This is a genomic window from Pseudomonas sp. YNh, assembly GCF_037993085.1.
Taxonomy (GTDB): domain Bacteria; phylum Pseudomonadota; class Gammaproteobacteria; order Pseudomonadales; family Pseudomonadaceae; genus Aquipseudomonas; species Aquipseudomonas putida.
The window spans coordinates 35863-58921 of the sequence record NZ_JBBMRJ010000018.1 but is presented as its reverse complement, the minus strand read 5'-3'; the positions used below and the strand labels follow the sequence as shown (position 1 = coordinate 58921).

The window sequence follows — 23059 nt, the reverse complement described above, 5'->3', positions numbered from 1 at the left end:
GGCTCCTAGCCGATGTTGGACAGCTTGAGCAGGTGGCGCAGGTCATCCAGCACATGCTTGCCGTTGGCCTTGCCGTCGTAACGCAGCACCAGGTTGCCGTGGGGGTCGACGATCCACAGTTGCGGGCCAGGCTCGCCCACCTTCTGCAAGTAGCGCGGGGCATCCAGCGGGTAGCGTTGCAGCTGCGGATACTCGCGGCCCAGCAGCGCCTGGTAGTCGGCGCTCAGCGGCTGGGCGGTGGCCAGTGCATGGCTGGCACGGCTGGCGTCGCGGCCCAGGCCCACCTGGATCTGCCGGGCGAGGTACACCAGGCGCTGGCAGTCCTCGGCACAGGCTTCGGGGGCGCTGACCAGCAATTGCCAACGCTCGTCCTCGCCTGACACGCCGATATCAGTGCGGCTCTCACCGTTGCCGATCATATCGCCGTGGTAGCTGCGGCCCTCCGGCACCCAGAACTTCAGCTTGTACATGCTGGTGGCCAAAATCATCGGTCCGAGCACTACCAGCAGGATCAGCAAAAGCTGCAAACGCCCGCGGGCTCTGGGTTTGCTACGTTCAGGCACGTCCAGTGGAGTGGCGGTGGCCATGGCGTTTCTCCTTGTTGTGGTGCCAGCCGAAATAGAGGTAAAGCAGAACCAGTGCACCCGCCAGGGCAAACCACTGCACGGCGTAGCCAAGGTGTTTTTCCGGGCCCATGGCGACAACCGGCCAGTCCAGGCGATAGGCCGCCGGGCCGGGCTCCAGGCGCAACTCATGGGCAAAGCCTTCACGGCCCAGCGCCGGCCATAGCTGCGCGGCATCAACGGCAGTGAGCAGGTGCGGCCATTGGCCGCCTTCAGGGTCGGGATGCAGCTGGAACGTGCTGCCCGGCGATACATACACCGAAGCGTCCAGTGCCAAGGCGTGTGCAGGGGTATCGAAATGCACCGGCACACGGCGGTCTGGCCATGGCAGCCAGCCGCGGTTGATCAGTAGCCACTGGCCACTGGCCTGGTCATGGAAGGGTTGCAGGAGTTCGACACCGGCCTGGCCATCGCGCATGCGGTTGTCCAGCAATACGCTGTGCTCGGCGTCGAAGCGGCCGTACAGGTGCACGCGGCGAAACGCATTGTCGTCGCTTGATGCGAGCTGGGCGGTGGTGATCGGCGCCTCGATGCGCCGCTCGGCATAGGTGGCCAACAGCGCGCGCTTCTCCTCGGCGCGGCCGAGTTGCCAGCAGCCGAGCGCAACCAGCCCCGGCAGCAGTGCAAGCACCACCAGGGTCGGTACCCAGCCTGGGCGAAACGGCCTCACGGGCGCCTCGCTATACTTATCCACATCACCGCATCCCCCGGGAGTAGCGCCATGCTCAAGGCCGCGATTGTCCTGATGCTGTTGGCCACGATTGCCAGCCTGTTCAGTGGCCTGGTGTTTCTGGTCAAGGACGACGAAAACTCGACGCGTCTGCTGAAGGCTCTGACCGTGCGGGTGACTCTGGCGGCCCTGACCATTGCCTTGGTCGCCTGGGGTTTGCTCAGCGGTCAGCTGGTTTCACACGCGCCCTTCTGAAACTGCACTCGTTTTGCTGGCCTCATCGCCGGCAAGCCAGCTCCCACAGTAATCGGCATAGGCCACAGGCCCTGTGTAACCCTGTGGGAGCTGGCTTGCCGGCGATTGGCCCTACAGCACATACACAAAGATGAACAACCCCACCCACACCACGTCGACGAAGTGCCAATACCAGCTGGCTGCCTCGAAGCCGAAGTGTTTCTCGGGGTTGAAATGCCCGCGCAAGATGCGCACGAACATCACTATCAGGATGATCGTGCCCAAGGTCACGTGGGCACCGTGGAACCCGGTGAGCATGAAGAACGTCGCGCCATAGATCCCCGACCCCAACGTCAGCCCCAGCTTGGTATAGGCTTCGTGATACTCGAAGGCTTGCAATGCAATGAAGCTGAGCCCCAGCAGGATGGTCAGGGCCATCCAAAATTTCAGCGGCCCGCGGTGATCACGGCGCAGGGCGTGGTGGGCAATGGTGATGGTCACACTGGAACTGACCAGCAAGATGGTGTTGATCAGCGGCAGGTGCCACGGGTCGATCACTTCCTTGGGCGGCGGGAACAGTTTCGGGTCGGGCGTGTGCAGCAGCGGCCAGGTGAATTCGAACGTGGGCCACAGCATGTGTGCAACACCCTTGGCCCCGTCGCCACCCAGCCACGGCCCTGCCAGGACGCGCACGTAGAACAGCGCACCGAAGAAGGCCAGGAAGAACATGACTTCAGAAAAGATGAACCAGCTCATGCCCCAGCGGAACGAGCGGTCCAGTTGCGGGCTGTACAACCCGGCCCGGCTCTCCTTGACCACTGCGCCAAACCAGCCGAACAGCATGTAGGCCAGAAACAACGCACCCACGAAGAAGATCAGCGGCCCGTGCGATTCCGGGTGGCCGGCCTTCATGTCGTTGAACCAGGTGCCCAGGCCGAACACCGTGATGAACATGCCGATGGTGGCAATGATCGGCCACTTGCTCTGCGCCGGTACGTAGTAGTGCTGATGACTTGCCATTGCTGTTCTCCTTCCCTTAACGGGCGCCCTGGACGTCCTGGGCCGCAACATGCGCGACCGGCGGGTGGCGAGCGGTGATGTCGAACAAGGTGTAGGCCAGTGTCAGGTGCTTCACGCTGGCCGGCAGGTCGCGGTCGACGATGAAGCGCACGGGCATCTCGATGCGTTCGCCGGGCTGCAGCACCTGCTGGGTAAAGCAGAAGCACTCGGTCTTGTGGAAGTACGCCGCGGCCTCGGCCGGGGTGATGCTGGGTATCGCCTGCGCGCTCATGGGTCGGTCGGTCGGGTTGTGCGCGACGAAGATCATCTGGTTCACCGCCCCCGGGTTGACCTCCAGTTGGTCAGCCGTGGAGTAGAAGTCCCAGACCATGTCGCTGGCATTGGTCGACATGAACTGCACCCGCACCGAACGCGACGGGTCACTGACCTGGCTGCCCTCGTATTGCCCGCCGGTCTTGCCGTTGATGCCGAAGGCCTTGCACATCACGTCGTAGATCGGCACCAGGGCGAAGCCAAAGGCGAACATCACCACCGTCAGCATCAGCAGGCGCGTTACCAGGCGTTTCAGCGACAGGCCGTTCATGGCGGGGTTCCTATTTCACTTCCGGGGGTGTCTGGAAGGTGTGGTAGGGCGCAGGTGAGGGGATCGACCACTCCAGGCCTTCGGCGCCATCCCAGGGCTTGGCCGGTGCCGGCGCCCCGCCGCGGATGCACTTGATGACGATGAACAGGAAGAAGATCTGCGTGGCGCCGAACATGAACGCGCCGATGGACGACACCATGTTGAAGTCGGCGAACTGCAGGTTGTAGTCCGGGATGCGCCGCGGCATGCCGGCCAGCCCTACGAAGTGCATGGGGAAGAAGGCCATGTTCATGCCGATGAACGACAGCCAGAAATGCAGCTTGCCAAGGGTTTCGTCGTACATGTGGCCGGTCCATTTCGGCAGCCAGTAGTACGCCGAGGCGAAGATGCCGAAGATTGCCCCGGGCACCAGCACGTAGTGGAAGTGCGCCACCACGAAGTAGGTGTCGTGGTACTGGAAGTCCGCCGGGGCGATGGCCAGCATCAGCCCGGAGAAGCCGCCGATGGTAAACAGGATGACGAAGGCGATGGCGAACAACATCGGCGTTTCGAAGGTGAGCGAGCCTTCCCACATGGTGCTGACCCAATTGAACACCTTCACGCCGGTGGGCACGGCAATCAGCATGGTGGCGTACATGAAGAACAGCTCACCGACTACCGGGATGCCGACCACGAACATGTGGTGGGCCCAGACGATGAACGACAGGAAGGCAATTGCGCCGGTGGCGTACACCATCGAGGTGTAGCCGAACAGCGGCTTGCGCGAGAACGCCGGAATGATCGAGCTGACCGCACCAAAGGCCGGCAGGATCATGATGTACACCTCGGGGTGGCCGAAGAACCAGAACACGTGCTGGAACAGCACCGGGTCACCGCCCCCGGCCGCGCTGAAGAAACTGGTGCCGAAGTGAATGTCCATCAGCATCATGGTCACCACACCGGCCAGCACCGGCATCACCGCAATCAGCAGAAATGCCGTGATCAGCCAGGTCCAGACAAACAGCGGCATCTTCATCAGGGTCATGCCAGGCGCACGCAGGTTGAGGATGGTGGCAATCACGTTGATCGCGCCCATGATCGAGCTGATACCCATCAGGTGGATGGCGAAGATGAAGAAGGTGACGCTGGCGGGGGCGTAGGTGGTGGACAGCGGGGCGTAGAAGGTCCAGCCGAAGTTCGGCCCGCCACCCGGGCTGAACAGGGTCGAGACCAACAGCAGGAAGGCTGCCGGCAGCAGCCAGAAGCTGAAGTTGTTCATGCGCGGCAGGGCCATGTCAGGCGCGCCGATCATCAACGGGATCATCCAGTTGGCCAGGCCGACGAAGGCCGGCATCACCGCGCCAAACACCATGATCAGGCCGTGCATGGTGGTCATCTGGTTGAAGAAGGCTGGCTCCACGATCTGCAGGCCAGGCTGGAACAGCTCGGCGCGGATCACCATGGCGAACGAGCCGCCAAGCAGGAACATGATGAAGCTGAACCACAGGTACATCGTGCCGATGTCTTTATGGTTGGTGGTCAGTACCCAGCGCATCAAGCCCTTGGCCGGGCCGTGGGCGTGCTCATGGCCGTGGGCGTGGTCGTCGATCACTGTGCTCATGTCCTGTCTCCTGCAACCCATTGATTGCCGCGAGTAACCCGTTTCACTTGGCTTCTGCCTGCTTCAGCGCCAGCACGTCCTTCGGCGTGACCATGTCGCCCTTGTTGTTGCCCCAGGCGTTGCGTTCGTAGGTGACAACGGCGGCAATGTCGACTTCCGAGAGCTGCTTGCCGAACGCCGCCATGGCGGTACCGGGCTTGCCGTGGAAGACAATGCTCAGGTGGCCTTCCTTCGGCCCGGTGGCGATCTTCGAGCCCTTGAGCGCCGGGAACATCGGCGGCAGGCCCTGGCCTTCGGCCTGGTGACAGGCCACGCAGGTGGTGTGGTAGACCTTGTCGCCACGTTCCACCAGCTCTTCCAGGGTCCACTCCTTGCTGGTCAGTTCCTTGAGCTTGGCGGCTTCAGCCTTGCGCTCGCCCAGCCAGGTGTCGTAGTCGGCCTTGGTCTTGACCTCCACCACTACCGGCATGAAGCCGTGGTCCTTGCCGCACAGCTCGGTGCATTGGCCGCGGTAGATGCCGGGCTTTTCGATACGGGTCCAGGCTTCGTTGACAAAGCCGGGGATGGCGTCGCGCTTGACCGCGAAGGCCGGCACCCACCAGGAGTGGATGACGTCGGCAGCAGTCACCAGGAAGCGCACCTTGGCGCCCACCGGCAGCACCAGCGGCTGGTCGACTTCGAGCAGGTAATGCTCGTCCTTGGGGGCCTTGTTGTGAATCTGATCGGTGGGGGTGGCCAGGTTGCTGAAGAACTCCACATCCTGGCCCAGGTATTTGTAGTGCCACTTCCACTGGTAGCCGGTGACCTGGATGTCGATGTCCGACTCGCTGGCGTCGTAGATGTCGATCAGGGTCTTGGTGGCCGGGATGGCCATCACCACCAGAATCAGGAAGGGCACTACGGTCCACATGATTTCCACCCAGGTATGCTCGTGGAAATGCGCGGCCTGCTGGCCAGTGGAGCGGCGGTGGACGACCATGGACCAGAACATCGCGCCGAATACAACTACGCCGATGATCACGCAGATCCAGAAGATGGTCATATGCAGGTCGAAGACGGCGTTGGAAACCTCCGTCGCCCCCGGGTGCATGTTCACGGTCCAGGCGGCGTTGGCCTGACCAAAAACCGACCACAACAGGAGGCCCATCCAGACATGTGGATGTCGCATCATTGCGGGTTCCCCTTCTAATTCTTGTTGTCCCGGAGGCGTGGCCTGCGGCAAGAGGGAACGGCGGTCAAGACTGCCTGGCTTCGACGACCGAGCCCCTGCAAAAGCAGTCGGGCCTCATCAACGAATCACGTTCAACGGGAGTATAGACAGCGACCAATGGCACGCAATGAAGCCTGTGAAATGAACTTCACGAAATGACTGAATGGTCTGAAAACCGCGCGCTTGATAGGGTGTGGCGCAATAATGGCACTCCCATATACCTGATAGCGCACACGTTTGCGCCGCTTATAACAAATGCGTCTTAGGTATTCTGTATACCGAGCTAATTTAGTGTCTTCCGTTTGAAACGTAATGTCCCTGGAGTTGTCATGAACATCGCTGCTGTACGCGAGCAGGTAAGCCAAGCCCATCAACATGAAGGCCAGACCGGCCAATTGAAACAGCGTCTCGAGCTGCAACTGCCCCATCTGCACCCCTCGATCCAACTGCCTGAGCAGGACGCCCAGGGTACTTTGGCGCGCTTCGTCAGCGCCTACATCGATCAGGTTCCGGAACTGCTGGAGGCCGCCCACGCGGTCGCCCGCGAAGCCGGGATCGAATCGCAGATCAAACCTGTACTGAAAATTGCCGAGGCCTACTTCCTGCAGCCGCCCAGCGTGATGCAAGGGCATGTAGGCCTGGACTGCCTACTGGATGAGGCCTACCTGGCGCACCGCCTGGTGGAAGAGGTGAATGACCTGTACATCCGCCACTTCCAGCAGCCGCTGATCCCGGTCGACACCACGGTCGCCAACCTGATTGCCCACCAGCTGATTGGCGAGAGCTTTGCCAACCAGCTAGATGAAGTGGTGCACCACTCGGTTGAGGAAATGCTCAATGACGAAAGCTTTGCGGTGGAATCGGTGGAGGCTTACCGCGAAAAGCTGAGCAGCCCGGCAACCGGCGAGGCGTGGAAGCGCTGGCCTTGCCTGTCGCGACAGCTGGGTGTGGAGCTGGGTCAGCCAGCCTGATATTCCTGTACCGGCCTCTTCGCGGGCTCCCCCGCTCCCACAGGTACTGCACAGCATTGAGTGTCTGTGCGGTCCCTGTGGGAGCGGGTTCACCCGCGAAGAGGCCAGTTCAGGCGATAGAAGTTTTCAGGCCCCAACCCCCGCCGTAGTCCGCAACCGCCCCTCGATCCGCCGCTTCAGGCGCCGCTGTTCGATCAACAACCGCGACCCATTGGCCGCATTACTGCGGTTCCAGTCCTCCAGCAGCTCAAGGCACGAGTGGTCGATGTAGCTCAGGTTGCCCAACGGCACATGCAACGTGGTGCCCGCGGGTACGGTATCCAGCACCTGGGTCAGCGCCGGCACCTTCAGGAACGTGGCCGCGCCACTGAGGCGCAGTTCCATGTGACCATCCTTGGCGAGGCTCACCAGGTTGATCTTCAGCCGCGCTGCCTTGAACGCCAGCTTCAGCAGGGTCAGGGCAAAGCCCAGCAGCACACCGGTCAGCAGGTCGGTGAAGATGATGGCCAGCGCCGTCGCCGCATAGGTGAACATCGGCATGCGACCATAACGGCCCAGGCCACGAAATGCCTTGAAGTCGACCAGCTTGACCCCGGTAAACACCAGCACACCCGCCAGGCTCGCCACCGGAATCTGCTGCAGCACGCTGCTCAACACCACCACGAAGGCCAACAGCCACAAGCCGTGGAAGATTGCCGATGCCCGCGTCTGCGCCCCCGCCTGCACATTGGCCGAGCTGCGCACAATCACACCCGTCATCGGCAGCGCGCCCAGCACGCCACAGAGCATGTTGCCGATACCTTGGGCCGACAGTTCACGGTCAAAGTCCGAACGCTGGCCGCTGTGCATGCGGTCTACCGCCGCGGCCGAGAGCAAGGTTTCGGCGCTGGCGATGAAGGCCAGGGCAAAGGCGGCGACCAGCAGGGTAGGGTCGGCCAGTTGCATCAGGTCAGCCGGGCGGAGCCAGTCGATGGCCTCGGACAGGTCTGCCGGCACCTGCACGCGGTTTACCGGCAAGGCCAGCCACATACTGATGGCAGTCATGGCGGCAACACCCAGCAGGGCGCCAGGGACGAAGCGCAGCCGCTGAGGCCGCAGGCGTTCCCAGCCCCACATGATGGCGATGGTGCCCAGGCCCAGCGCACCGGCCATCCAGCCGGAGCCTGCGTTTTCCTGTGGCAGGGCTGCGGCAACGGTGGACGGGAATTCCAGCAGGTTCTGCAACCCGGAAGGCTGCGGCGCCGTGTCGAACATCACATGCACCTGCGACAACACGATCAGCACGCCAATCCCCGCCAACATGCCGTACACCACCGCTGGCGCAGTGACACGAAACCAGCAACCCAGGCGCAGGCGCCCGGCCAGCAACTGCAGCAGCCCGGCCAGCAACAGGATCGGCCCAAGCATGGCCATGCCATGCTGGCGCACCAGCTCGAACACCAGTACCGCCAGGCCAGCGGCTGGGCCGCTGACCTGCAACGGCGAACCGGCGAGGAAACCCACCACAATGCCGCCGATAATGCCGGTAATCAGGCCCTTGGCCGGCGGCATGCCCGAGGCAATCGCGATACCCATGCACAACGGCAGGGCCACCAGAAAGACCACCACCGACGCCAGCAACTCACGCGGCAGGGCCGCTTTCAACTGTGTAATGTTCACCGTGTTTCTCCTTTCTCTGTCGCACGGCCATTCCTCTGGCCGTGGGCACGTTTGCCCCTGACGAGCGCGCAAGCGCGGGCCGCCAGCGGGCTTGCCGGCAAGGCAGTCAGGGAATTCAAGGCAGCCGAAGGCCGCGCCACACCCCATAGGGTGCAGCCGGCTATCAAGGTTCTAGCGGTGGATGGGTCGCTTAGTAGCGGCCTCTCGGAGTAGCGCAGGGGACCGGCTCGCCAGCAGCCAGGGGCAGGAAGCTGTCGCTGATGGCGTCATAAGCTTCGATCTTGCTGGTTTCGATGTCGTAAACCCAGCCATGAATGAACAGCTCACCGGCTGCAAGGCGCGAGGCAACCGAAGGGTGGGTGCGCAGGTGATGCAACTGGGCGATCACGTTTTCCTTGGTCAGCACCTGCATGGTTTCGTGTTCGGTACCGCACGAGCAGTTGTTCTCGACCACGGTACGCGCCACTTCGGCATGGCGCAGCCAGGCGGAAACAGTCGGCATCTTGGTCAGCGATTGCGGGTTGAGTACTGCACGCATGGCGCCACAGTCGGAATGCCCACAGACGATGATGTGGTGCACTTTCAGCGCAAGCACGGCGTATTCGATGGCGCTGGAAACGCCGCCGTTCATCTGACCGTAGGGCGGTACCACGTTACCCACGTTACGGGTTACGAACAGGTCGCCAGGCGAGCTCTGGGTGATCAGCTCGGGGACGATGCGCGAGTCGGCGCAGGTGATGAACATGGCACGCGGCGTTTGCGCAGTGGCGAGCTTCTTGAACAGCTCTTGCTGTTCGGGGAAGACGTCATGGTGAAAGCGCAGGAAGCCGTCGACGATGTGCTTCAGGGCGGCATCGGCGCCCTCAGCGGGTACCTCCGGAACGACCTTGGATGGGTCCTTGACGGGCATGATTCATCCTCTTGACGGTGTGTTGGTAAATCCATTTTACCGGTGAAAGATTCTGGCTATGCAGGGTTTTAGATGACACGCACGGGCCATAGATCACAGTCGGTGTGGACTGATTTCCTACGCTAGCGGGGAAAACTTAACTGAAACTTAATTCGAAGGCTCTAGAACGGGCGTTCCAGATATAAAAGGCGGGTTCTGGATAATAGCAAAAAAACATCAACTGCCAATATGTATTAGCGCAATTATTAACTCGGATTAGTTGTATTGAGGGCTGGCAATGGGCCCCATTTGGGGACCTGAGACCTGCAAGCTGCCTGTGGGAGCGGGCGTGCCCGCGAAAAGGGCAACTCGGTATATGGCACCGGCTGCGCCGGTGTTCGCGGGCACGCCCGCTCCCACAAAAACCGTGATCTTTTCAAAATCAAAACAAGGCCATCTGCCCATTGGGCGGGCAGAAGGCAGAGCAGTCCAGCGTCTGCGCCTCCCGCCCTTCAAAATCCAGCCGCTTCATGGCTTTGGCAAACCGTTGTGCCAACAGCTCGGCAAATACCCCTTCACCGCGCATGCGCGCACCAAACCGGCTGTCATACAGCTCGCCGCCCCGGCTCTGGCGGATCAGGCTCAACACATGGGCCGCCCGTTGCGGGTAATGGTCCTGCAGCCACTGCTCGAACAGCGGCGCCACCTCCAGTGGCAGGCGCAGCATCATGTAGGCCGCGCTCTGTGCGCCCGCTTCCCTGGCAGCCTCCAGCAAACGCTCCAGCTCACTGTCGTTGATCATCGGAATCATCGGCGAACACAACACACCCACCGGCACACCCGCCTCGCGCAACACGCGGATGGCCCTCAACCGGGCACTGGGTGACGCCGCCCGCGGTTCCAGAACCCGCTTGAGGTCGTCGTCCAGCGTGGTCAGGCTGATCATTACCCGCGCCAGGCGTTGCCGGGCCATTTCGGCCAGCAGTTCGAGGTCGCGCAACACCAGCGAACCTTTGGTCACGATGGTCACCGGGTGACGAAAACGCAGCAACACTTCCAGCAGCCGCCGGGTCAGCAACTGCTCCCGCTCGATCGGCTGGTACGGGTCGGTATTGGAGCCCAGGTTGATCGGCGCGCACACGTAACCCGGCTTGCTCAGCTGTTGCGCAAGCACTTCGGCGGCATTGGTCTTGGCGATCAGCTTGGTTTCAAAATCCAGGCCGGGGGAGAGGTCCCAATAGGCATGGGAAGGGCGGGCATAGCAGTAGATGCAGCCATGCTCGCAGCCACGATAGGGGTTGATGGAGCGGTCGAAGGGCAGGTCGGGCGAGGTATTGCGGGAGATGACCGACTTCGCCGCCTCGCTGCGCACTTCGGTGCCCTGGGTCTGCGGCACTTCCTGATACCAGCCGTCGTCCTCGACCACCGAATGGTTGGGGGCAAAACGGTTGTGCGGATTGTGCGCCGTGCCACGGCCCTTTAGTGGTGCTGGAGGATTCATGGCTAACCCCTATACTGTATTTACATACAGTATCGCAGCTACCATGAATCCACCAGCGCCTCTGATCCGACAGCCTGTGCTTACTCTGTCGGTTTCTTCAGCTTCGGATTAGGGAAGAACTGCACCGTCTGGACCTTGGCCGGCGCCGCCTTGGGCGCCAGGTGGTTGACCCGGGTGCCGAGCTCCTTGGGCACCGACAAGCCCTGCTCGTTGAGGGTGTCGGTGAACCCGCAGGCGACGCACTCGCGGTGCGGTACGTCGTCTTCGCTCCACATCATCAGCTTGTCGGGCTCGCTGCACGCGGGGCATACCGCCCCGGCAATGAAGCGTTTCTTGGTCTTGTTCACAACTACCTCGCTCACGCCGCAGCGCCTTCGGTAAGACCACTATGGCGCAGCAGCGCATCGATGGAAGGCTCACGGCCACGGAAGTCGACAAACAGCACCATCGGCTCGCGCGAACCGCCACGGGCCAGGATAGCCTCGCGGAAGGCACGCCCGGTCTCGGCATTCAGCACACCTTCTTCCTCGAAGCGCGAGAACGCGTCAGCCGACAGCACTTCAGCCCACTTGTAGCTGTAGTAGCCCGCCGCGTAACCGCCCGCAAAAATGTGCGCAAAGCTGTTGGGGAAGCGGTTGTACGCCGGTGGGCGCATGACCGACACCTCGTCACGCACGCCTTCGAGCACCTGCAGTACGCTGCGACCGTCGCCATGGCTGGCGTGCAGCTCGAAGTCGAACAGCGAGAACTCCAACTGGCGCACCATCATCATGCCCGACTGGAAGTTCTTCGCCGCCAGCATCTTGTCCAGCAGGTCCTGGGGCAGGGCCGCGCCGGTTTCGTAGTGGCCGGAGATCAGCGCCAGGCCTTCCGGCTCCCAGCACCAGTTTTCCATGAACTGGCTTGGCAACTCGACCGCGTCCCAGGCCACGCCGTTGATACCGGAAACACCGGCATGCTCGATGCGGGTCAGCAGGTGGTGCAGGCCGTGGCCGAATTCGTGGAACAGGGTGGTGACTTCATCGTGGGTCAGCAATGCAGGCTTGCCGGGTGCGGCCGGGGTGAAGTTGCACACCAGGTTGGCCACCGGGCTCTGCAGCTCGCCACCGGCAGTGCGACGACGGTCGCGGGCGCCGTCCATCCACGCACCGCCGCGCTTGTTGGCGCGGGCGTAAAGGTCGAAGAAGAAGCGGCCGACATGCTGGCCGTTTTCCTTGATCTCGAACAGGCGCACGTCCGGGTGCCAGCTGTCGAAGCCCTTGAGCTCGGCGATTTCGATGCCGTACAGGCGCTGCACGATGCTGAACAGACCGCCCAGCACCTTGTCGATCGGGAAGTAGGCGCGCAGGGCTTCCTGCGACACGCTGTAGCGCTGCTCGCGCAGCTTCTCGCCAAAGTAGCCGGCGTCCCAGCTGGCCAGTTCAGGGCAGCCCTGTTCGGCGGCATAGGCCTTCAGCTGCTCCAGGTCCCGGGCGGCAAACGGCTTGGAACGCTTGGCCAGGTCCCGCAGGAAGCTCAACACCTGGTCGCTGGACTCGGCCATCTTGGTGGCCAGGCTCAGCTCGGCGTAGTTCTTGTAACCCAGCAACGCAGCCAGTTCCTGGCGCAGGTCGAGAATTTCCTGCATGACCGGGCCGTTGTCGAACTGGCCGGCATTCGGGCCCTGGTCCGAGGCGCGGGTGCAGTAGGCGGCGTACACCTCTTCGCGCAGGGCGCGGTCGCTGGCGTAGGTCATCACGGCGTAGTAGCTGGGGAATTCCAGGGTGATCAGCCAGCCGTCGAGGCCCTTGGCCTGGGCAGCGGCAGCCATCTGCGCCTTGGCCGAATCGGTCAGGCCGGCCAGTGCGGCTTCGTCGGTAACGTGCTTGGTCCAGGCCTGGGTGGCGTCGAGCAGCTGGTTGGAGAAGCGGCTGCCCAGCTCGCTGAGCTTGCTTTGCACTTCGGCGTAGCGCTGCTGCTTGTCCGCCGGCAGGTCGATACCCGACAGGCGGAAGTCACGCAGGGCGTGTTCGAGAATAGTCTTTTGCGCCACATCGAAGCCCGCGGCTTCGGGGCTATCGATCAGCGCCTGGTAGGCTTCGAAAAGCGCGCGGTTCTGACCCAGTTCGGTCGAGTAGGCGCTCAATGCAGGCAGGCACGACTCGTAGGCTTCACGCAGCTCGGCGCTGTTGCACACCGCATTGAGGTGGCTGACCGGGCTCCAGGCAGCGCCCAGGCGGTCGTTCAGTTCGTCCATGGCCAGCACCAGGCCAGCCCAGGTAGGGGCCTTGCCCTGCTTTTCGAGGATCTCGGCAATGGCTTTACGGTTGTCGGCCAGGATAGCTTCGATCGCCGGCAACACGTGTTCGGCACGGATTTGCGAGAAGGGCGGCAGATCGTGGGATTGCAGAAGCGGGTTGTTCGCAGTCACGGTTTGGATACCTTGGCAGAAGAAACACTGCCCCATCTTAATTACAATCGACGCCGACCGCAGCAGGCAGCCTGCCTATCGGCACAGATGAGAGACGCTATCATGGCCATCCGAAGCTTCCAGCAACACACTCCGAAAGTTGGGCTACGTGCCTTCGTCGACCGCTCGGCAGTGGTGCTGGGCGACGTGGAGATCGGTGAAGACAGCTCGATCTGGCCGATGACCGTGGTACGCGGCGACATGCACCGCATCCGCATCGGCGCACGCACCAGCGTGCAGGACGCCAGTGTGCTGCACATCACCCACGCCGGCCCGTTCAACCCGGACGGTTTCCCGCTGATCATCGGTGACGAGGTGACCATCGGCCACAAGGTAATGCTGCATGGCTGCACCTTGGGCAACCGCATCCTGGTCGGCATGGGCAGCACCATCATGGATGGCGCCATCGTCGAGGACGAAGTGATCATCGGTGCCGGCAGCCTGGTACCGCCGGGCAAACGCCTGGTCAGTGGTTACCTGTACATGGGCAGCCCGGTGAAACAGGCCAGGCTGCTGAACGACAAAGAGCGCGCGTTCTTCTCCTACAGCGCCGGCAACTACGTAAAGCTCAAGGACCAGCACCTGGCCGAAGGCTACGACCAACCGGAATGACCGCATTCGCGGGCTTGCCCGCGAAGAAGGCAACGCAGCACTCAAGTGGAACCTTATACATGCAACAGCAAAACATCCTCTTCGACCTCGACGGCACCCTGACCGACCCCCGCCTGGGCATCACCCGCTCGATCCAGTATGCCTTGGCCAAACTGGGCATCGACGAGCCGGATCTGGCCCGCCTCGAACATTTCATCGGCCCGCCTTTGCTACAGGCCTTCATGCAGTTCTACAGCTTCGACGAAGCCAAGGCCTGGGAGGCGGTGAACTTCTACCGGGAGCGTTTCCGCGTCACCGGCCTGTACGAAAACCTGGTGTTCCAGGGCGTGCCGGAGTTGCTCGAAGCCCTGAACGGGCAGGGCCGCACGCTGTACATCGCCACTTCCAAACCGTGGGAATTCGCCCGCGAAATCGCCCGGCACTTCGCCTTCGACCAACACTTCAAGGTGATCTACGGCAGCGAACTGGACGGCACCCGCACCAACAAGGTCGAGCTGATTCGCCATCTGCTGGATGAAGAAGGGCTGGACCCGGCGCAAACCCTGATGATCGGGGACCGCAAGCATGACCTGATCGGCGCGCGCAGCAATGGCTTGCAGGCAGTGGCGGTGGGGTATGGGTTTGGTAGCCAGGAAGAACTGATGGCAGAAGAGCCGGCCTACCACTTTGCGACCTTGGCCGAGATGCATCAGGCATTCATCAAGGCTTGAGTGCCCTAGGGGCTGCTTTGCAGCCCATCGCCGGCAAGCCAGCGCCTACAGGTCCTGCATCAAATTCAAACCTTGCGCGGTCCCTGTGGGAGTTGGCTTGCCGACGATGGGTCGCGCAGCGGCCCCAAGATGTCACAGGCTAACCACCAGACGCTGCAGCGCCGCTTTCCTTTCTTCAATCGGCAACCGCCCCAGCTGCTCGACCCGCTGATAAAACCGAAGCCAATCCCCACCCACCTCACGAAACACCGCCGCAAACGCCGGCACCCACTGGTCATACAGCCCGAACGGCAACAACTTGGCATTACTCATCGGCCCATACATCCAGGCGTCATAACGCTTGTCACCGCCCCACTGGCCATCACGCACCTGCCGGTACTCACGCCTCAAACGCTCAAACTCGGCCTGCTTGGCCAGCCGCTTGTGCGCATCGTCCAGCGGCCCGCCATAAATCGCCTGCAACCGCTCACGGCTGGCCAGCACCAGCCTGATGAACTGGTCACGCTGCTGCCCCTGCTCCTCGCCAACAGCGGCAAGCCCACGCGCTGCACGCCATTGCCGGGTGCCTTCCTGCTCGACAAAGGAGGCAAACGATTCGTTGAACTCGGTATCGTCCTGCACATAGAAGCGCTGGTGAGCCAGTTCATGGAAGATGAGCGTGGCCAGGCGCTCGTCGCCCCAACCGACCATTGACGACAGGATCGGGTCGTCGAACCAGCCAAGGGTCGAATACGCCTCCACGCCCCCCAGATACACATCCAGGCCGTCCTGGCGCATCAATGCCGCCGCCCCGCGTGCCGCACCTTGCTGGTAGTAGCCGCGATAGGCCACGCACCCCGCAATCGGGAAACAGTGCGTCACCGGCTGCAACGACAGTTCGGGCGTGGCAAACACATTCCACACCACATAAGGCCGGCCAATGTCGGCATAAACCCGGTAGCTGCGGTTATCCGGCAGTTTCAACTGCTGGCTGGCGAACACCCGCGCCTGTTCAGCGTGCGCCAGGCGCGAGCGTAACTGCGGTGACGTGGTGGGGTCGGCAAGCACCTGCGCGACTGGCTGTCGCGCACGCAGCAGCTGCAATTGGCCCTCGGCCAGCTGCCCATAGTAGGCCACGCTGCTGCAACCGTTCAGCAGGAGCGCCCCCAGCAGGGGAACCAAACGGGTGAAAACGCGGTCGAGTGCCCCAGGGCCTGAGCGCTGCATAAAAAAAAGTCGAAGCATCCGGGCTGTATGACTCGCTCAAGGCCAAATTCGCTCCAAGACTATCTCGCCAAGGGGGAGTTTCGCCATGCGTGCATTGTTGGTCGCCGGTTCACTGTTGCTGATATCCGCCTGTTCCACGTTGCCAGCCCCGGACCCGAATCAGGCCTGGATCGACCTTACCCCCTACGACAACACCTCGCTGGACGCCGTGCAGGTCGATGAACGTGACTGGGCCGACAGCCGCTATTTCGAAGTACAGCCCGGCAGCCACGAGCTGACCGTGCGCTACCAGTTCCCGGTCACACCCAGCAATATCGGCCCGGTCGACGAGCCCTTGTGGCGCGACTGCCAGGTCAAACTGAGCTTCAAGGACTTTGCCGCCGGGCAGCGCTATCAGCTGCACGCTGGCAGTATCGGCTTCCGCCCCTGGATCAAGCTCTACGACGACCAGCAGAAAATGGTCGGCCAAGGCTTGCCTGCAGGCTGCCAACGCACCTGAAGCGCACAAACGGCGCTATGCTTGTTACTTGTAAATCGCGAGTGGGAGTTTTGCCATGCGCCAGCCCATGATGCTGATCGCCCTCAGTGCACTGGGGGCTTGCGCCAGCCCCTTGCCCCCCGTCGACCCCAAGCAGGCCTGGGTTGATCTGTACACCATGACCCCCGGCCGCGTGATCATGGCCGACCGCCTCGATGGCAAGCGCCTGGAGGACGGCCGTTACTTTCAGGTAACGCCCGGCAAGCACGAACTGGTGGTGCGCTTCGATTATGAAATCTACTCGGGCGGCATCATGTCCGAACCCAGGGACCGAACCTGCTACCTGACCGTGCGCTTTGACGACTTCAAGGCCGGCGAGCGTTATCGCCTGGAAGCGCGCGCGCCGGTGATGGAGCCGCAGGTGCTGCTGTACGACGCCAGCCGCAAGGTGCTGGTGAACGAGCCTAGTAACGTGTTCTGCATTCCGTGAGCTGGGGCTGCTTTGCAGCCCATTCGCAGCACAAGGCTGCTCCTACAGGGATCGCGTACGTTTGTAGGAGCAGCCTTGTGCTGCGATGGGCCGCAAAGCGGCCCCGAATCTACCGATCATTCTTCTGGTAAATGATCTTCTTCGTCCCGCCATCGCAAGTGCCGACGACCATATTCTGGTCCTTGACCTCACTGTTGGGCACGATCTCCAGGGTGTAGGACGGCACACCCTGAGCCTGGATCTTGGCCTCGATCTCGGCTTTCAGTTCCTCGCACGGCTTGACCGCCGCCAACGTGGATGTGGCGACCAGGGAAGCCAACACGGCGATTGCTACGCGAATCATGGAACGGCTCCTGAAAAGGCAGCGTGCTGCCGACGCTGTTTAGACTACAGCAAACCGCCTCCGTTGCGCCGCTTCAGCCCACCAGCGCTGCATCCAGGCTGATTTTTGCGTTCAGCACCTTGGACACCGGGCACCCTTCCTTGGCCTTGTTGGCAATCTCCAGGAACTGCGCCTCGCTCGCGCCCGGTACCTTGGCCCGGAGCACAAGATGCACGGCCGTAATGGCAAAACCATCCGGCAGCTTGTCGAGCGTCACCTCGGCAGCGGTGTCGATCCGGTCCGCAGTCAGCCCTGCTTCACCGAGCATCATCGACAACGCCATCGAGAAACAGCCGGCATGCGCGGCGCCAATCAGCTCCTCCGGGTTGGTTCCAGGCGTGCCCTCGAAACGGGTGTTGAAGCCATACGGGTTCTGCTTGAGCGCGCCGCTTTCGGTAGAAAGCAGGCCCTTGCCATCCTTCAAGCCACCTTGCCAGATCGCCGATGCTGTCTTTTTCATACTGCCTCCTGGTCATTCGGTTACGTGGTTATGGATTCAGAGGCCCGCCACTTACGGCAAGTTCAGACCAATCGCACAGCAAACATTGAATCCCCCGAATATGCCCATACAGAGTTACAAAGGCCTCTGGCCAACCACCTTTGCGGAGGCTCCCATGACGCAGCTGCGTGACCTGAAAATATCCACCCTCGACCTGGTGCCCGTGCGCGCCGATGCAGGCCCGGCGCAATCGCTGCGCAACTCGCTGGACCTGGCGCAACACGTCGAGCGTTTTGGCTACAACCGCTTCTGGGTGGCGGAGCACCACAACATGGACGGCATCGCCAGTTCGGCGACGTCGGTGCTGATCGGCTACCTGGCCGGTGGCACCTCGACCATTCGCGTAGGCTCTGGCGGGGTGATGCTGCCCAACCACGCGCCGCTGGTGATCGCCGAGCAGTTCGGCACCCTGGCCAGCCTCTACCCGGGGCGTATCGACCTGGGCCTGGGCCGTGCGCCGGGCTCGGACCAGATGACCGCCTACGCCCTGCGCCGTGACCGTGCCGGCGGCCCGGACGACTTCCCGGACGATGTCGAGGAACTGTCGCGCTACCTCGGCCCGCGTACCGATGATCAAAAAGTGATCGCCGTGCCGGGGCACGACACTGACGTGCCGATGTGGCTGCTCGGTTCCAGCCTGTTCAGCGCCCAGCTGGCGGGCATGCGCGGCATGCCCTATGCCTTTGCCTCACACTTTGCGCCGCGCTTCATGCACGAGGCAATCCGCGTTTACCGCAATCATTTCAAGCCCTCGACCACGCTGGACAAGCCGTATGTGATGCTGGGCATCCCCATGGTGGTGGCAGAAACCGACGAAAAGGCCGAATACCTGGCAACCTCGGTGTACCAGCGCATCCTGGCGCTGATTCGCGGCCAGAGCCTGATGCAGAAGCCGCCGGTAGAAAGCATGGATGGGCTGTGGTTGCCCCATGAGCGGGATACGGTAGGCAGTTTCCTCGGCCTGGCGATGATCGGCAGCCCGCAGAAGGTAAAGGCCAAGGTGGAGGTGCTGCTGGAGCAGACCGGGGCGGACGAGCTGATCTTTACCTGTGACCTGTATGAGCATGCGGACCGGATCCGGTCCTATGAGCTGTTGGCGCAGGCCCTCAAGACCGCCTGACCTTTTTCGCGGGCTCGCCCGCTCCCACAGGACTGCACGGGTGCCTGACCCTGTGTATTACCTGTGGGGGCGGGCGAGCCCGCGAAAAAGCAAACGCATCAACCGCGGCGGTACACAATCTCTTTGGTACCCGCCTCGCAGCTACCAATCACCTTGCCGGCCGGCTCGCCCTTGTTGACGACCTCCAGCTTGTAGCCAGTAACCCCTTTGGCATCCAGCTTGGCGGCAATTTCTGCCTTCAGCTCTTCGCACGGCTTGCCCGCCGCCAGCGCACCACCGGCCAGTGTCATCAGGCCCAGCGCCAGAATCAGTTTTTTCATCGATCGCTTTCCTTGTGCAGATGAAATCAGAAAGGGCGCCCGCCAAGGCGCCCCTCTCCTGAATACCCCATTAGGCCGGGATCATCCAGCCCGGCAGTGTTTCAGCTATTGGCGATACGAAAGCCCACCTTCAGCGTGACCTGAAAATGCGCGGCCTTGTTGCCTTCAATATGCCCACGGGTATCGACCACTTCAAACCATTCCAGGTGCTTGATGCTCTTGCCGGCTTCTGCCAAGGCATTGTTGATCGCGTCTTCGATGCTGGTTGGCGAGGATCCCACCAGTTCGATCTTCTTGTAGGTGTGATGGTCAGTCATGTTCACGCTCCTTGGATAACGGTGAAATTCAGCCTAGCAGGGTAGGCCTGGTTTACCTGCGAGCCGTCCGCCAAGGTGAAAGTTCGATCGCACTTTCGCGCGGGCCAAGGGTCGCAACCTTACAGCCCATACTGCAAAGGAGAGTCAACATGCACCGCAACTCGCTGCGTAAAACATCCCTGGAAAGCATGGAAGCGGAGATCGAAAGCCTTCTGAAAAGCCTGGAAAACCTCAAGCATGACGCCTCGGAAGAGTCCCAGAAGTCGGTGAAGGCAATCCGCAGCAACGCCGAAAGCGCGCTGAAACACTCGCGCAGCCTGCTCAGCGATGCTTATGAGGAAGTGAAGACCCGCACCCGCCAGACCGGTATTGCTACCCGTGATTACGCACAGGAGCACCCGGTTACGACAGCGGGCGTGGCGCTTGGCGCCCTCGGCCTGCTGGCGGCCTATCTGCTGACTCGTCGCAACTAACCCGCCTGGCGTTCCAATTCGCGGCGCAGCCACTGCGCCAACTGCTCGGCGCGCCCATCTGCGGCGCGCCGCGGCACCCACAAGGCCAGCGCTGCCCGGGTAGGTGAAAAGCCCCACGGCGCGCTGAGGCGCCCGGCCCTCAAGTCATCTGCCACCAGCGGCTGTGGCGCGATGGCCACACCAAGGCCTGCAACCGCAGCCTCCAGCAAATAGTACAAATGCTCGAACGCCTGGCCGTACTGCAACCCGGCCGGGTCCAATCCCTGTTGCCCAGCCCATGTCGGCCATGCTTGTGGCCGCGAGGTGGTATGCAACAGGGCCTCCTCCAGCAGGGCTTTGGCGGGCGCATCTCGCAAGCGATCGAAGCCGGCAAAATGCGGGCTAAGCACCGGCCCGATACGCTCCTCAGCCAGCACATGCACCTGCATGTCCGCCGGCCATGGGGGTTCAGCGTATACCAGCAATGCATCGAGCCCTGGACGACGGGGGTCGAGGTCACCTTCACCTGCGGACAAGTGCAGGCGCAACTCAGGCAAATCCGCCTTCAGGCGACCAAGCCTGGGGATAAACCAACGCGCTAGCAGGCTCCCCGAGCAGCCCAGCACAAACGGCGCCTCGCTGACATCGCGGCTGAGTTCTGTACACACGCTGCGCAACCGGTCGAAGGCCTCACCGCTGGCATCGCGCAGACGCACACCGGCATCTGTGAGTTTGATGCCACGCCCGTCCTTGACGAAAAGCGCCACCCCCAGGTGCTCCTCAAGGACCTTGATCTGCCGGCTGACAGCGCCATGGGTAACATGCAGCGCTTCAGCCGCCTGGCTAACGCTGTTGAGCCTGGCGGTAGCCTCGAAGGCGCGCAGGGCATTCAGGGGAGGGAGATCGTGGGCCATTTTACCTGTGAGTTTTTCTGACAAGTTTGCGCAATCTTATCGGTTTTCAGCCGGGCTTGCCGTGGTTAGAGTAAAGCCCATCACTCATTCATTACGCCCTGGAGCGCCCCATGACCCAGTCCCAATACCGCCCCGGCCCCGACGCCAATGGCCTGTTCGGCTCGTTCGGCGGCCGCTACGTGGCCGAAACCCTGATGCCACTGGTGCTGGACCTGGCCCGCGAATACGAAGCGGCCAAGGCAGACCCAAAGTTCCTCGAAGAGCTGGCCTACTTCCAGCGCGACTACATCGGCCGCCCCAACCCGCTGTACTTCGCCGAGCGCCTGACCGAGCACTGTGGCGGTGCGAAGATCTTCTTCAAGCGTGAAGAGCTCAACCACACCGGCGCGCACAAGGTGAACAACTGCATCGGCCAGGTGCTGCTGGCCAAGCGCATGGGCAAAAAGCGCCTGATCGCCGAAACCGGCGCCGGCATGCACGGCGTCGCCACCGCCACCGTCGCTGCCCGCTTCGGCCTGCCGTGCGTGATCTACATGGGCGCCACCGACATCGAGCGCCAGCAGGCGAACGTGTTCCGCATGAAGCTGCTGGGCGCCGAAATCGTCCCGGTTACCGCCGGTACCGGCACTCTGAAAGACGCCATGAACGAAGCCCTGCGCGACTGGGTCACCAACGTCGAAGACACCTTCTACCTGATCGGCACTGTCGCTGGCCCACACCCGTACCCGGCCATGGTCCGCGACTTCCAGTCGATCATCGGCAAGGAAACCCGCGCTCAGCTGCAAGAGAAGGAAGGCCGCCTGCCAGACAGCCTGGTTGCCTGCGTCGGTGGTGGTTCCAACGCCATGGGCCTGTTCCATGAGTTTCTCGAAGAGCCAAGCGTACAGATCATCGGCGTCGAAGCCGGTGGCCACGGCGTGCACACCGACAAGCACGCTGCCAGCCTGAACGGCGGGGTACCGGGCGTACTGCACGGCAACCGCACCTACCTGCTGCAAGATGCAGACGGCCAGATCACCGACGCCCACTCGATTTCCGCAGGCCTGGACTACCCGGGCATCGGCCCGGAGCACGCCTACCTGCACGAAGTGAAGCGCGTCGAGTACGTCAGCATTACCGATGACGAAGCGCTGGATGCGTTCCACGCCAGCTGCCGTCTGGAAGGCATCATCCCGGCGCTGGAAAGCTCCCACGCCCTGGCCGAAGCGATCAAGCGCGCACCGAAGCTGCCCAAGGACCACCTGATGGTCGTGTGCCTGTCGGGCCGCGGCGACAAAGACATGCAAACCGTCATGAACCACATGGCCGCCCAGGAGAAACAGGCATGAGCCGTCTTGAACAACGCTTCGCCGAACTGAAGGCCGAAGGCCGTTCGGCACTGGTCACCTTCGTCACCGCAGGCGACCCGGGCTACGACGCCTCGCTGCAGATCCTCAAGGGGCTGCCGGCAGCCGGTGCCGACGTGATCGAACTGGGCATGCCGTTCACCGACCCGATGGCCGATGGCGTGGCCATTCAGTTGGCCACCCTGCGCGCCCTGGAAGCTGGCCAGACCTTGGCCAAGACCCTGCAGATGGTTCGCGAATTCCGTGTGGATAACCACACTACGCCAATCGTGCTGATGGGCTACTACAACCCGATCCACCGCTTTGGCGTGGACGCGTTCGTGGCTGAAGCCAAGGAAGCAGGTGTCGATGGCCTGATCATCGTCGACCTGCCGCCAGAGCATGACGCCGAACTGGCCAGCCCGGCGCAGGCTGCAGGCATCGACTTCATCCGCCTGACCACCCCGACCACCGACGATGCGCGCCTGCCGCGCGTGCTGGAGCGCAGCTCCGGGTTTGTGTACTACGTGTCGGTGGCCGGTGTGACCGGTGCCGGCTCGGCGACCACCGAGCACGTGACCGAAGCCATTGCCCGCCTGCGCCGGCATACCGACCTGCCTATCAGCGTCGGTTTTGGCATTCGTACCCCGGAGCAGGCTGCGAACATTGCCCGCCTGGCGGATGGTGTGGTGGTGGGCTCGGCGCTGGTCGACAAGATCGCCCAGGCTAAAAGTGCCGACCAGGCGGTGAGTGATGTATTGAGCCTGTGCTCGGCACTGGCTGAAGGCGTGCGCGGCGCCCGCCGCTAAACCGCGTCGCCTGCTT

General features: G+C 62.4%; 27 protein-coding genes. 10 read left to right on the top strand and 17 right to left on the bottom strand.

Translation table 11 applies throughout. The features are described 5' to 3' along the window. Window positions 1-5: 5 nt before the first annotated feature. Window positions 6-587 carry a hypothetical protein gene (locus tag WF331_RS18740; protein ID WP_023047106.1) on the bottom strand — a complete coding sequence of 194 codons (582 nt, stop codon included), beginning with the start codon at window positions 585-587 and terminating at the stop codon, window positions 6-8. Continuing rightward, window positions 556-1293: an SURF1 family protein gene (locus tag WF331_RS18735; RefSeq protein WP_174371211.1), complete on the bottom strand. Its 738-nt coding sequence runs from the start codon at window positions 1291-1293 to the stop codon at window positions 556-558. Before WF331_RS18735 ends, WF331_RS18740 begins: the two co-directional genes overlap by 32 nt. Window positions 1294-1344: 51 nt before the next feature. Between WF331_RS18735 and WF331_RS18730 the strand changes: the two genes are divergently transcribed. Next, a complete protein-coding gene (locus tag WF331_RS18730) occupies window positions 1345-1548 on the top strand; it encodes a twin transmembrane helix small protein (protein WP_016484259.1) in 204 nt (67 codons plus the stop codon). Between the two features lie 111 nt (window positions 1549-1659). On the opposite strand, the gene WF331_RS18725 is transcribed toward WF331_RS18730, so the two are convergent. Genes WF331_RS18725 through coxB form a run of 4 tightly spaced genes read right to left on the bottom strand, consistent with a single transcriptional unit; the run spans window position 1660 to window position 5901 of the window. Then, window positions 1660-2547, bottom strand: a complete 888-nt coding sequence (locus WF331_RS18725) for a cytochrome c oxidase subunit 3 (RefSeq protein WP_016497404.1) — start codon at window positions 2545-2547, stop codon at window positions 1660-1662. Between the two features lie 16 nt (window positions 2548-2563). Further along, window positions 2564-3130 (bottom strand): cytochrome c oxidase assembly protein, encoded by a 567-nt coding sequence (locus tag WF331_RS18720; RefSeq protein ID WP_016484257.1) that lies wholly within the window; start codon window positions 3128-3130, stop codon window positions 2564-2566. Window positions 3131-3140: 10 nt separating this feature from the next. Further along, complete coding sequence (gene ctaD / locus WF331_RS18715) at window positions 3141-4730, bottom strand: cytochrome c oxidase subunit I (RefSeq protein ID WP_016497403.1); 1590 nt, start codon at window positions 4728-4730, stop codon at window positions 3141-3143. A 43-nt stretch (window positions 4731-4773) separates the two neighbouring features. Continuing rightward, a complete protein-coding gene (gene coxB / locus WF331_RS18710; protein ID WP_284363591.1) occupies window positions 4774-5901 on the bottom strand; it encodes a cytochrome c oxidase subunit II in 1128 nt (375 codons plus the stop codon). A 368-nt stretch (window positions 5902-6269) separates the two neighbouring features. Here coxB and WF331_RS18705 point away from each other — a divergent pair, with 368 nt between their 5' ends. After that, on the top strand, window positions 6270-6911 hold the full coding sequence (locus tag WF331_RS18705) for a hypothetical protein (RefSeq protein WP_174370303.1): 642 nt from the start codon (window positions 6270-6272) through the stop codon (window positions 6909-6911). A gap of 126 nt (window positions 6912-7037) precedes the next feature. On the opposite strand, the gene WF331_RS18700 is transcribed toward WF331_RS18705, so the two are convergent. The 5 genes from WF331_RS18700 to prlC form a co-directional block, all read right to left on the bottom strand. After that, the gene (locus tag WF331_RS18700) at window positions 7038-8570 is read right to left on the bottom strand and encodes a SulP family inorganic anion transporter (protein ID WP_016497400.1); all 1533 of its coding nucleotides are present in this window, start codon (window positions 8568-8570) and stop codon (window positions 7038-7040) included. Window positions 8571-8760: 190 nt separating this feature from the next. Next, on the bottom strand, window positions 8761-9480 hold the full coding sequence (locus tag WF331_RS18695) for a carbonic anhydrase (protein ID WP_016497399.1): 720 nt from the start codon (window positions 9478-9480) through the stop codon (window positions 8761-8763). A gap of 421 nt (window positions 9481-9901) precedes the next feature. Next, window positions 9902-10960 (bottom strand): PA0069 family radical SAM protein, encoded by a 1059-nt coding sequence (locus tag WF331_RS18690; protein ID WP_284363598.1) that lies wholly within the window; start codon window positions 10958-10960, stop codon window positions 9902-9904. An 80-nt stretch (window positions 10961-11040) separates the two neighbouring features. Further along, window positions 11041-11322, bottom strand: coding sequence for a YheV family putative zinc ribbon protein (locus WF331_RS18685; RefSeq protein ID WP_016497397.1), 282 nt, complete (start codon window positions 11320-11322; stop codon window positions 11041-11043). Beyond that, window positions 11319-13406 carry an oligopeptidase A gene (gene prlC / locus WF331_RS18680; protein ID WP_340623198.1) on the bottom strand — a complete coding sequence of 696 codons (2088 nt, stop codon included), beginning with the start codon at window positions 13404-13406 and terminating at the stop codon, window positions 11319-11321. The genes WF331_RS18685 and prlC overlap by 4 nt, the downstream gene beginning before the upstream one ends. A gap of 66 nt (window positions 13407-13472) precedes the next feature. Between prlC and WF331_RS18675 the strand changes: the two genes are divergently transcribed. Continuing rightward, window positions 13473-14021, top strand: a complete 549-nt coding sequence (locus WF331_RS18675) for a gamma carbonic anhydrase family protein (protein ID WP_016497395.1) — start codon at window positions 13473-13475, stop codon at window positions 14019-14021. A gap of 59 nt (window positions 14022-14080) precedes the next feature. Beyond that, the gene (locus tag WF331_RS18670; RefSeq protein ID WP_016497394.1) at window positions 14081-14731 is read left to right on the top strand and encodes an HAD family hydrolase; all 651 of its coding nucleotides are present in this window, start codon (window positions 14081-14083) and stop codon (window positions 14729-14731) included. 132 nt (window positions 14732-14863) lie between these two features. Here WF331_RS18670 and WF331_RS18665 read toward each other — a convergent pair whose 3' ends face one another. Next, complete coding sequence (locus WF331_RS18665; protein ID WP_114941833.1) at window positions 14864-15937, bottom strand: aminopeptidase; 1074 nt, start codon at window positions 15935-15937, stop codon at window positions 14864-14866. 85 nt (window positions 15938-16022) lie between these two features. Here WF331_RS18665 and WF331_RS18660 point away from each other — a divergent pair, with 85 nt between their 5' ends. Both WF331_RS18660 and WF331_RS18655 read left to right on the top strand, forming a co-directional pair. Next, complete coding sequence (locus WF331_RS18660; protein WP_016497392.1) at window positions 16023-16436, top strand: PA0061/PA0062 family lipoprotein; 414 nt, start codon at window positions 16023-16025, stop codon at window positions 16434-16436. Window positions 16437-16491: 55 nt separating this feature from the next. Beyond that, window positions 16492-16905, top strand: a complete 414-nt coding sequence (locus tag WF331_RS18655) for a PA0061/PA0062 family lipoprotein (protein WP_016484244.1) — start codon at window positions 16492-16494, stop codon at window positions 16903-16905. A gap of 109 nt (window positions 16906-17014) precedes the next feature. Here WF331_RS18655 and WF331_RS18650 read toward each other — a convergent pair whose 3' ends face one another. Further along, window positions 17015-17248 (bottom strand): DUF1161 domain-containing protein, encoded by a 234-nt coding sequence (locus tag WF331_RS18650; RefSeq protein WP_016497391.1) that lies wholly within the window; start codon window positions 17246-17248, stop codon window positions 17015-17017. Window positions 17249-17321: 73 nt separating this feature from the next. Further along, the gene (locus tag WF331_RS18645; protein WP_019470354.1) at window positions 17322-17747 is read right to left on the bottom strand and encodes an OsmC family protein; all 426 of its coding nucleotides are present in this window, start codon (window positions 17745-17747) and stop codon (window positions 17322-17324) included. Window positions 17748-17901: 154 nt separating this feature from the next. Between WF331_RS18645 and WF331_RS18640 the strand changes: the two genes are divergently transcribed. Beyond that, complete coding sequence (locus tag WF331_RS18640) at window positions 17902-18906, top strand: LLM class flavin-dependent oxidoreductase (RefSeq protein WP_340623197.1); 1005 nt, start codon at window positions 17902-17904, stop codon at window positions 18904-18906. A 98-nt stretch (window positions 18907-19004) separates the two neighbouring features. Here the strand turns inward: WF331_RS18640 and WF331_RS18635 are convergent, their stop codons facing one another. Together WF331_RS18635 and WF331_RS18630 are read right to left on the bottom strand one after the other, a co-directional pair. Then, the gene (locus WF331_RS18635) at window positions 19005-19226 is read right to left on the bottom strand and encodes a DUF1161 domain-containing protein (RefSeq protein WP_016497388.1); all 222 of its coding nucleotides are present in this window, start codon (window positions 19224-19226) and stop codon (window positions 19005-19007) included. 101 nt (window positions 19227-19327) lie between these two features. Continuing rightward, a complete protein-coding gene (locus tag WF331_RS18630) occupies window positions 19328-19543 on the bottom strand; it encodes a dodecin (protein ID WP_016497387.1) in 216 nt (71 codons plus the stop codon). Between the two features lie 149 nt (window positions 19544-19692). On the opposite strand from WF331_RS18630, the gene WF331_RS18625 reads away from it, so the two are divergent. Further along, a complete protein-coding gene (locus WF331_RS18625; RefSeq protein ID WP_016497386.1) occupies window positions 19693-20016 on the top strand; it encodes a DUF883 family protein in 324 nt (107 codons plus the stop codon). On the opposite strand, the gene WF331_RS18620 is transcribed toward WF331_RS18625, so the two are convergent. After that, window positions 20013-20909 carry a LysR family transcriptional regulator gene (locus WF331_RS18620; RefSeq protein WP_016497385.1) on the bottom strand — a complete coding sequence of 299 codons (897 nt, stop codon included), beginning with the start codon at window positions 20907-20909 and terminating at the stop codon, window positions 20013-20015. The genes WF331_RS18625 and WF331_RS18620 overlap by 4 nt on opposite strands. Window positions 20910-21019: 110 nt before the next feature. On the opposite strand from WF331_RS18620, the gene trpB reads away from it, so the two are divergent. Both trpB and trpA read left to right on the top strand, forming a co-directional pair. Further along, a complete protein-coding gene (gene trpB, locus WF331_RS18615; protein WP_016497384.1) occupies window positions 21020-22237 on the top strand; it encodes a tryptophan synthase subunit beta in 1218 nt (405 codons plus the stop codon). Beyond that, window positions 22234-23043 carry a tryptophan synthase subunit alpha gene (gene trpA / locus WF331_RS18610; protein WP_340623196.1) on the top strand — a complete coding sequence of 270 codons (810 nt, stop codon included), beginning with the start codon at window positions 22234-22236 and terminating at the stop codon, window positions 23041-23043. Before trpB ends, trpA begins: the two co-directional genes overlap by 4 nt. Window positions 23044-23059 lie beyond the last annotated feature (16 nt).

Excerpts from the sequence above, each read along its gene's own strand:
- WF331_RS18640 (WP_340623197.1), top strand. The coding sequence starts at position 17,902 with ATGACGCAGCTGCGTGACCTGAAAATATCCACCCTCGACCTGGTGCCC.
- prlC (WP_340623198.1), bottom strand. The coding sequence starts at position 13,406 with ATGGGGCAGTGTTTCTTCTGCCAAGGTATCCAAACCGTGACTGCGAAC.
- WF331_RS18705 (WP_174370303.1), top strand. The coding sequence starts at position 6,270 with ATGAACATCGCTGCTGTACGCGAGCAGGTAAGCCAAGCCCATCAACAT.
- WF331_RS18725 (WP_016497404.1), bottom strand. The coding sequence starts at position 2,547 with ATGGCAAGTCATCAGCACTACTACGTACCGGCGCAGAGCAAGTGGCCG.
- WF331_RS18635 (WP_016497388.1), bottom strand. The coding sequence starts at position 19,226 with ATGAAAAAACTGATTCTGGCGCTGGGCCTGATGACACTGGCCGGTGGT.
- WF331_RS18660 (WP_016497392.1), top strand. The coding sequence starts at position 16,023 with ATGCGTGCATTGTTGGTCGCCGGTTCACTGTTGCTGATATCCGCCTGT.
- WF331_RS18690 (WP_284363598.1), bottom strand. The coding sequence starts at position 10,960 with ATGAATCCTCCAGCACCACTAAAGGGCCGTGGCACGGCGCACAATCCG.
- WF331_RS18650 (WP_016497391.1), bottom strand. The coding sequence starts at position 17,248 with ATGATTCGCGTAGCAATCGCCGTGTTGGCTTCCCTGGTCGCCACATCC.
- WF331_RS18665 (WP_114941833.1), bottom strand. The coding sequence starts at position 15,937 with ATGCAGCGCTCAGGCCCTGGGGCACTCGACCGCGTTTTCACCCGTTTG.
- WF331_RS18630 (WP_016497387.1), bottom strand. The coding sequence starts at position 19,543 with ATGACTGACCATCACACCTACAAGAAGATCGAACTGGTGGGATCCTCG.
- WF331_RS18695 (WP_016497399.1), bottom strand. The coding sequence starts at position 9,480 with ATGCCCGTCAAGGACCCATCCAAGGTCGTTCCGGAGGTACCCGCTGAG.
- ctaD (WP_016497403.1), bottom strand. The coding sequence starts at position 4,730 with ATGAGCACAGTGATCGACGACCACGCCCACGGCCATGAGCACGCCCAC.
- WF331_RS18730 (WP_016484259.1), top strand. The coding sequence starts at position 1,345 with ATGCTCAAGGCCGCGATTGTCCTGATGCTGTTGGCCACGATTGCCAGC.
- WF331_RS18720 (WP_016484257.1), bottom strand. The coding sequence starts at position 3,130 with ATGAACGGCCTGTCGCTGAAACGCCTGGTAACGCGCCTGCTGATGCTG.
- coxB (WP_284363591.1), bottom strand. The coding sequence starts at position 5,901 with ATGATGCGACATCCACATGTCTGGATGGGCCTCCTGTTGTGGTCGGTT.
- WF331_RS18645 (WP_019470354.1), bottom strand. The coding sequence starts at position 17,747 with ATGAAAAAGACAGCATCGGCGATCTGGCAAGGTGGCTTGAAGGATGGC.
- WF331_RS18625 (WP_016497386.1), top strand. The coding sequence starts at position 19,693 with ATGCACCGCAACTCGCTGCGTAAAACATCCCTGGAAAGCATGGAAGCG.
- WF331_RS18655 (WP_016484244.1), top strand. The coding sequence starts at position 16,492 with ATGCGCCAGCCCATGATGCTGATCGCCCTCAGTGCACTGGGGGCTTGC.
- WF331_RS18740 (WP_023047106.1), bottom strand. The coding sequence starts at position 587 with ATGGCCACCGCCACTCCACTGGACGTGCCTGAACGTAGCAAACCCAGA.
- trpB (WP_016497384.1), top strand. The coding sequence starts at position 21,020 with ATGACCCAGTCCCAATACCGCCCCGGCCCCGACGCCAATGGCCTGTTC.
- WF331_RS18675 (WP_016497395.1), top strand. The coding sequence starts at position 13,473 with ATGGCCATCCGAAGCTTCCAGCAACACACTCCGAAAGTTGGGCTACGT.
- trpA (WP_340623196.1), top strand. The coding sequence starts at position 22,234 with ATGAGCCGTCTTGAACAACGCTTCGCCGAACTGAAGGCCGAAGGCCGT.
- WF331_RS18620 (WP_016497385.1), bottom strand. The coding sequence starts at position 20,909 with ATGGCCCACGATCTCCCTCCCCTGAATGCCCTGCGCGCCTTCGAGGCT.
- WF331_RS18670 (WP_016497394.1), top strand. The coding sequence starts at position 14,081 with ATGCAACAGCAAAACATCCTCTTCGACCTCGACGGCACCCTGACCGAC.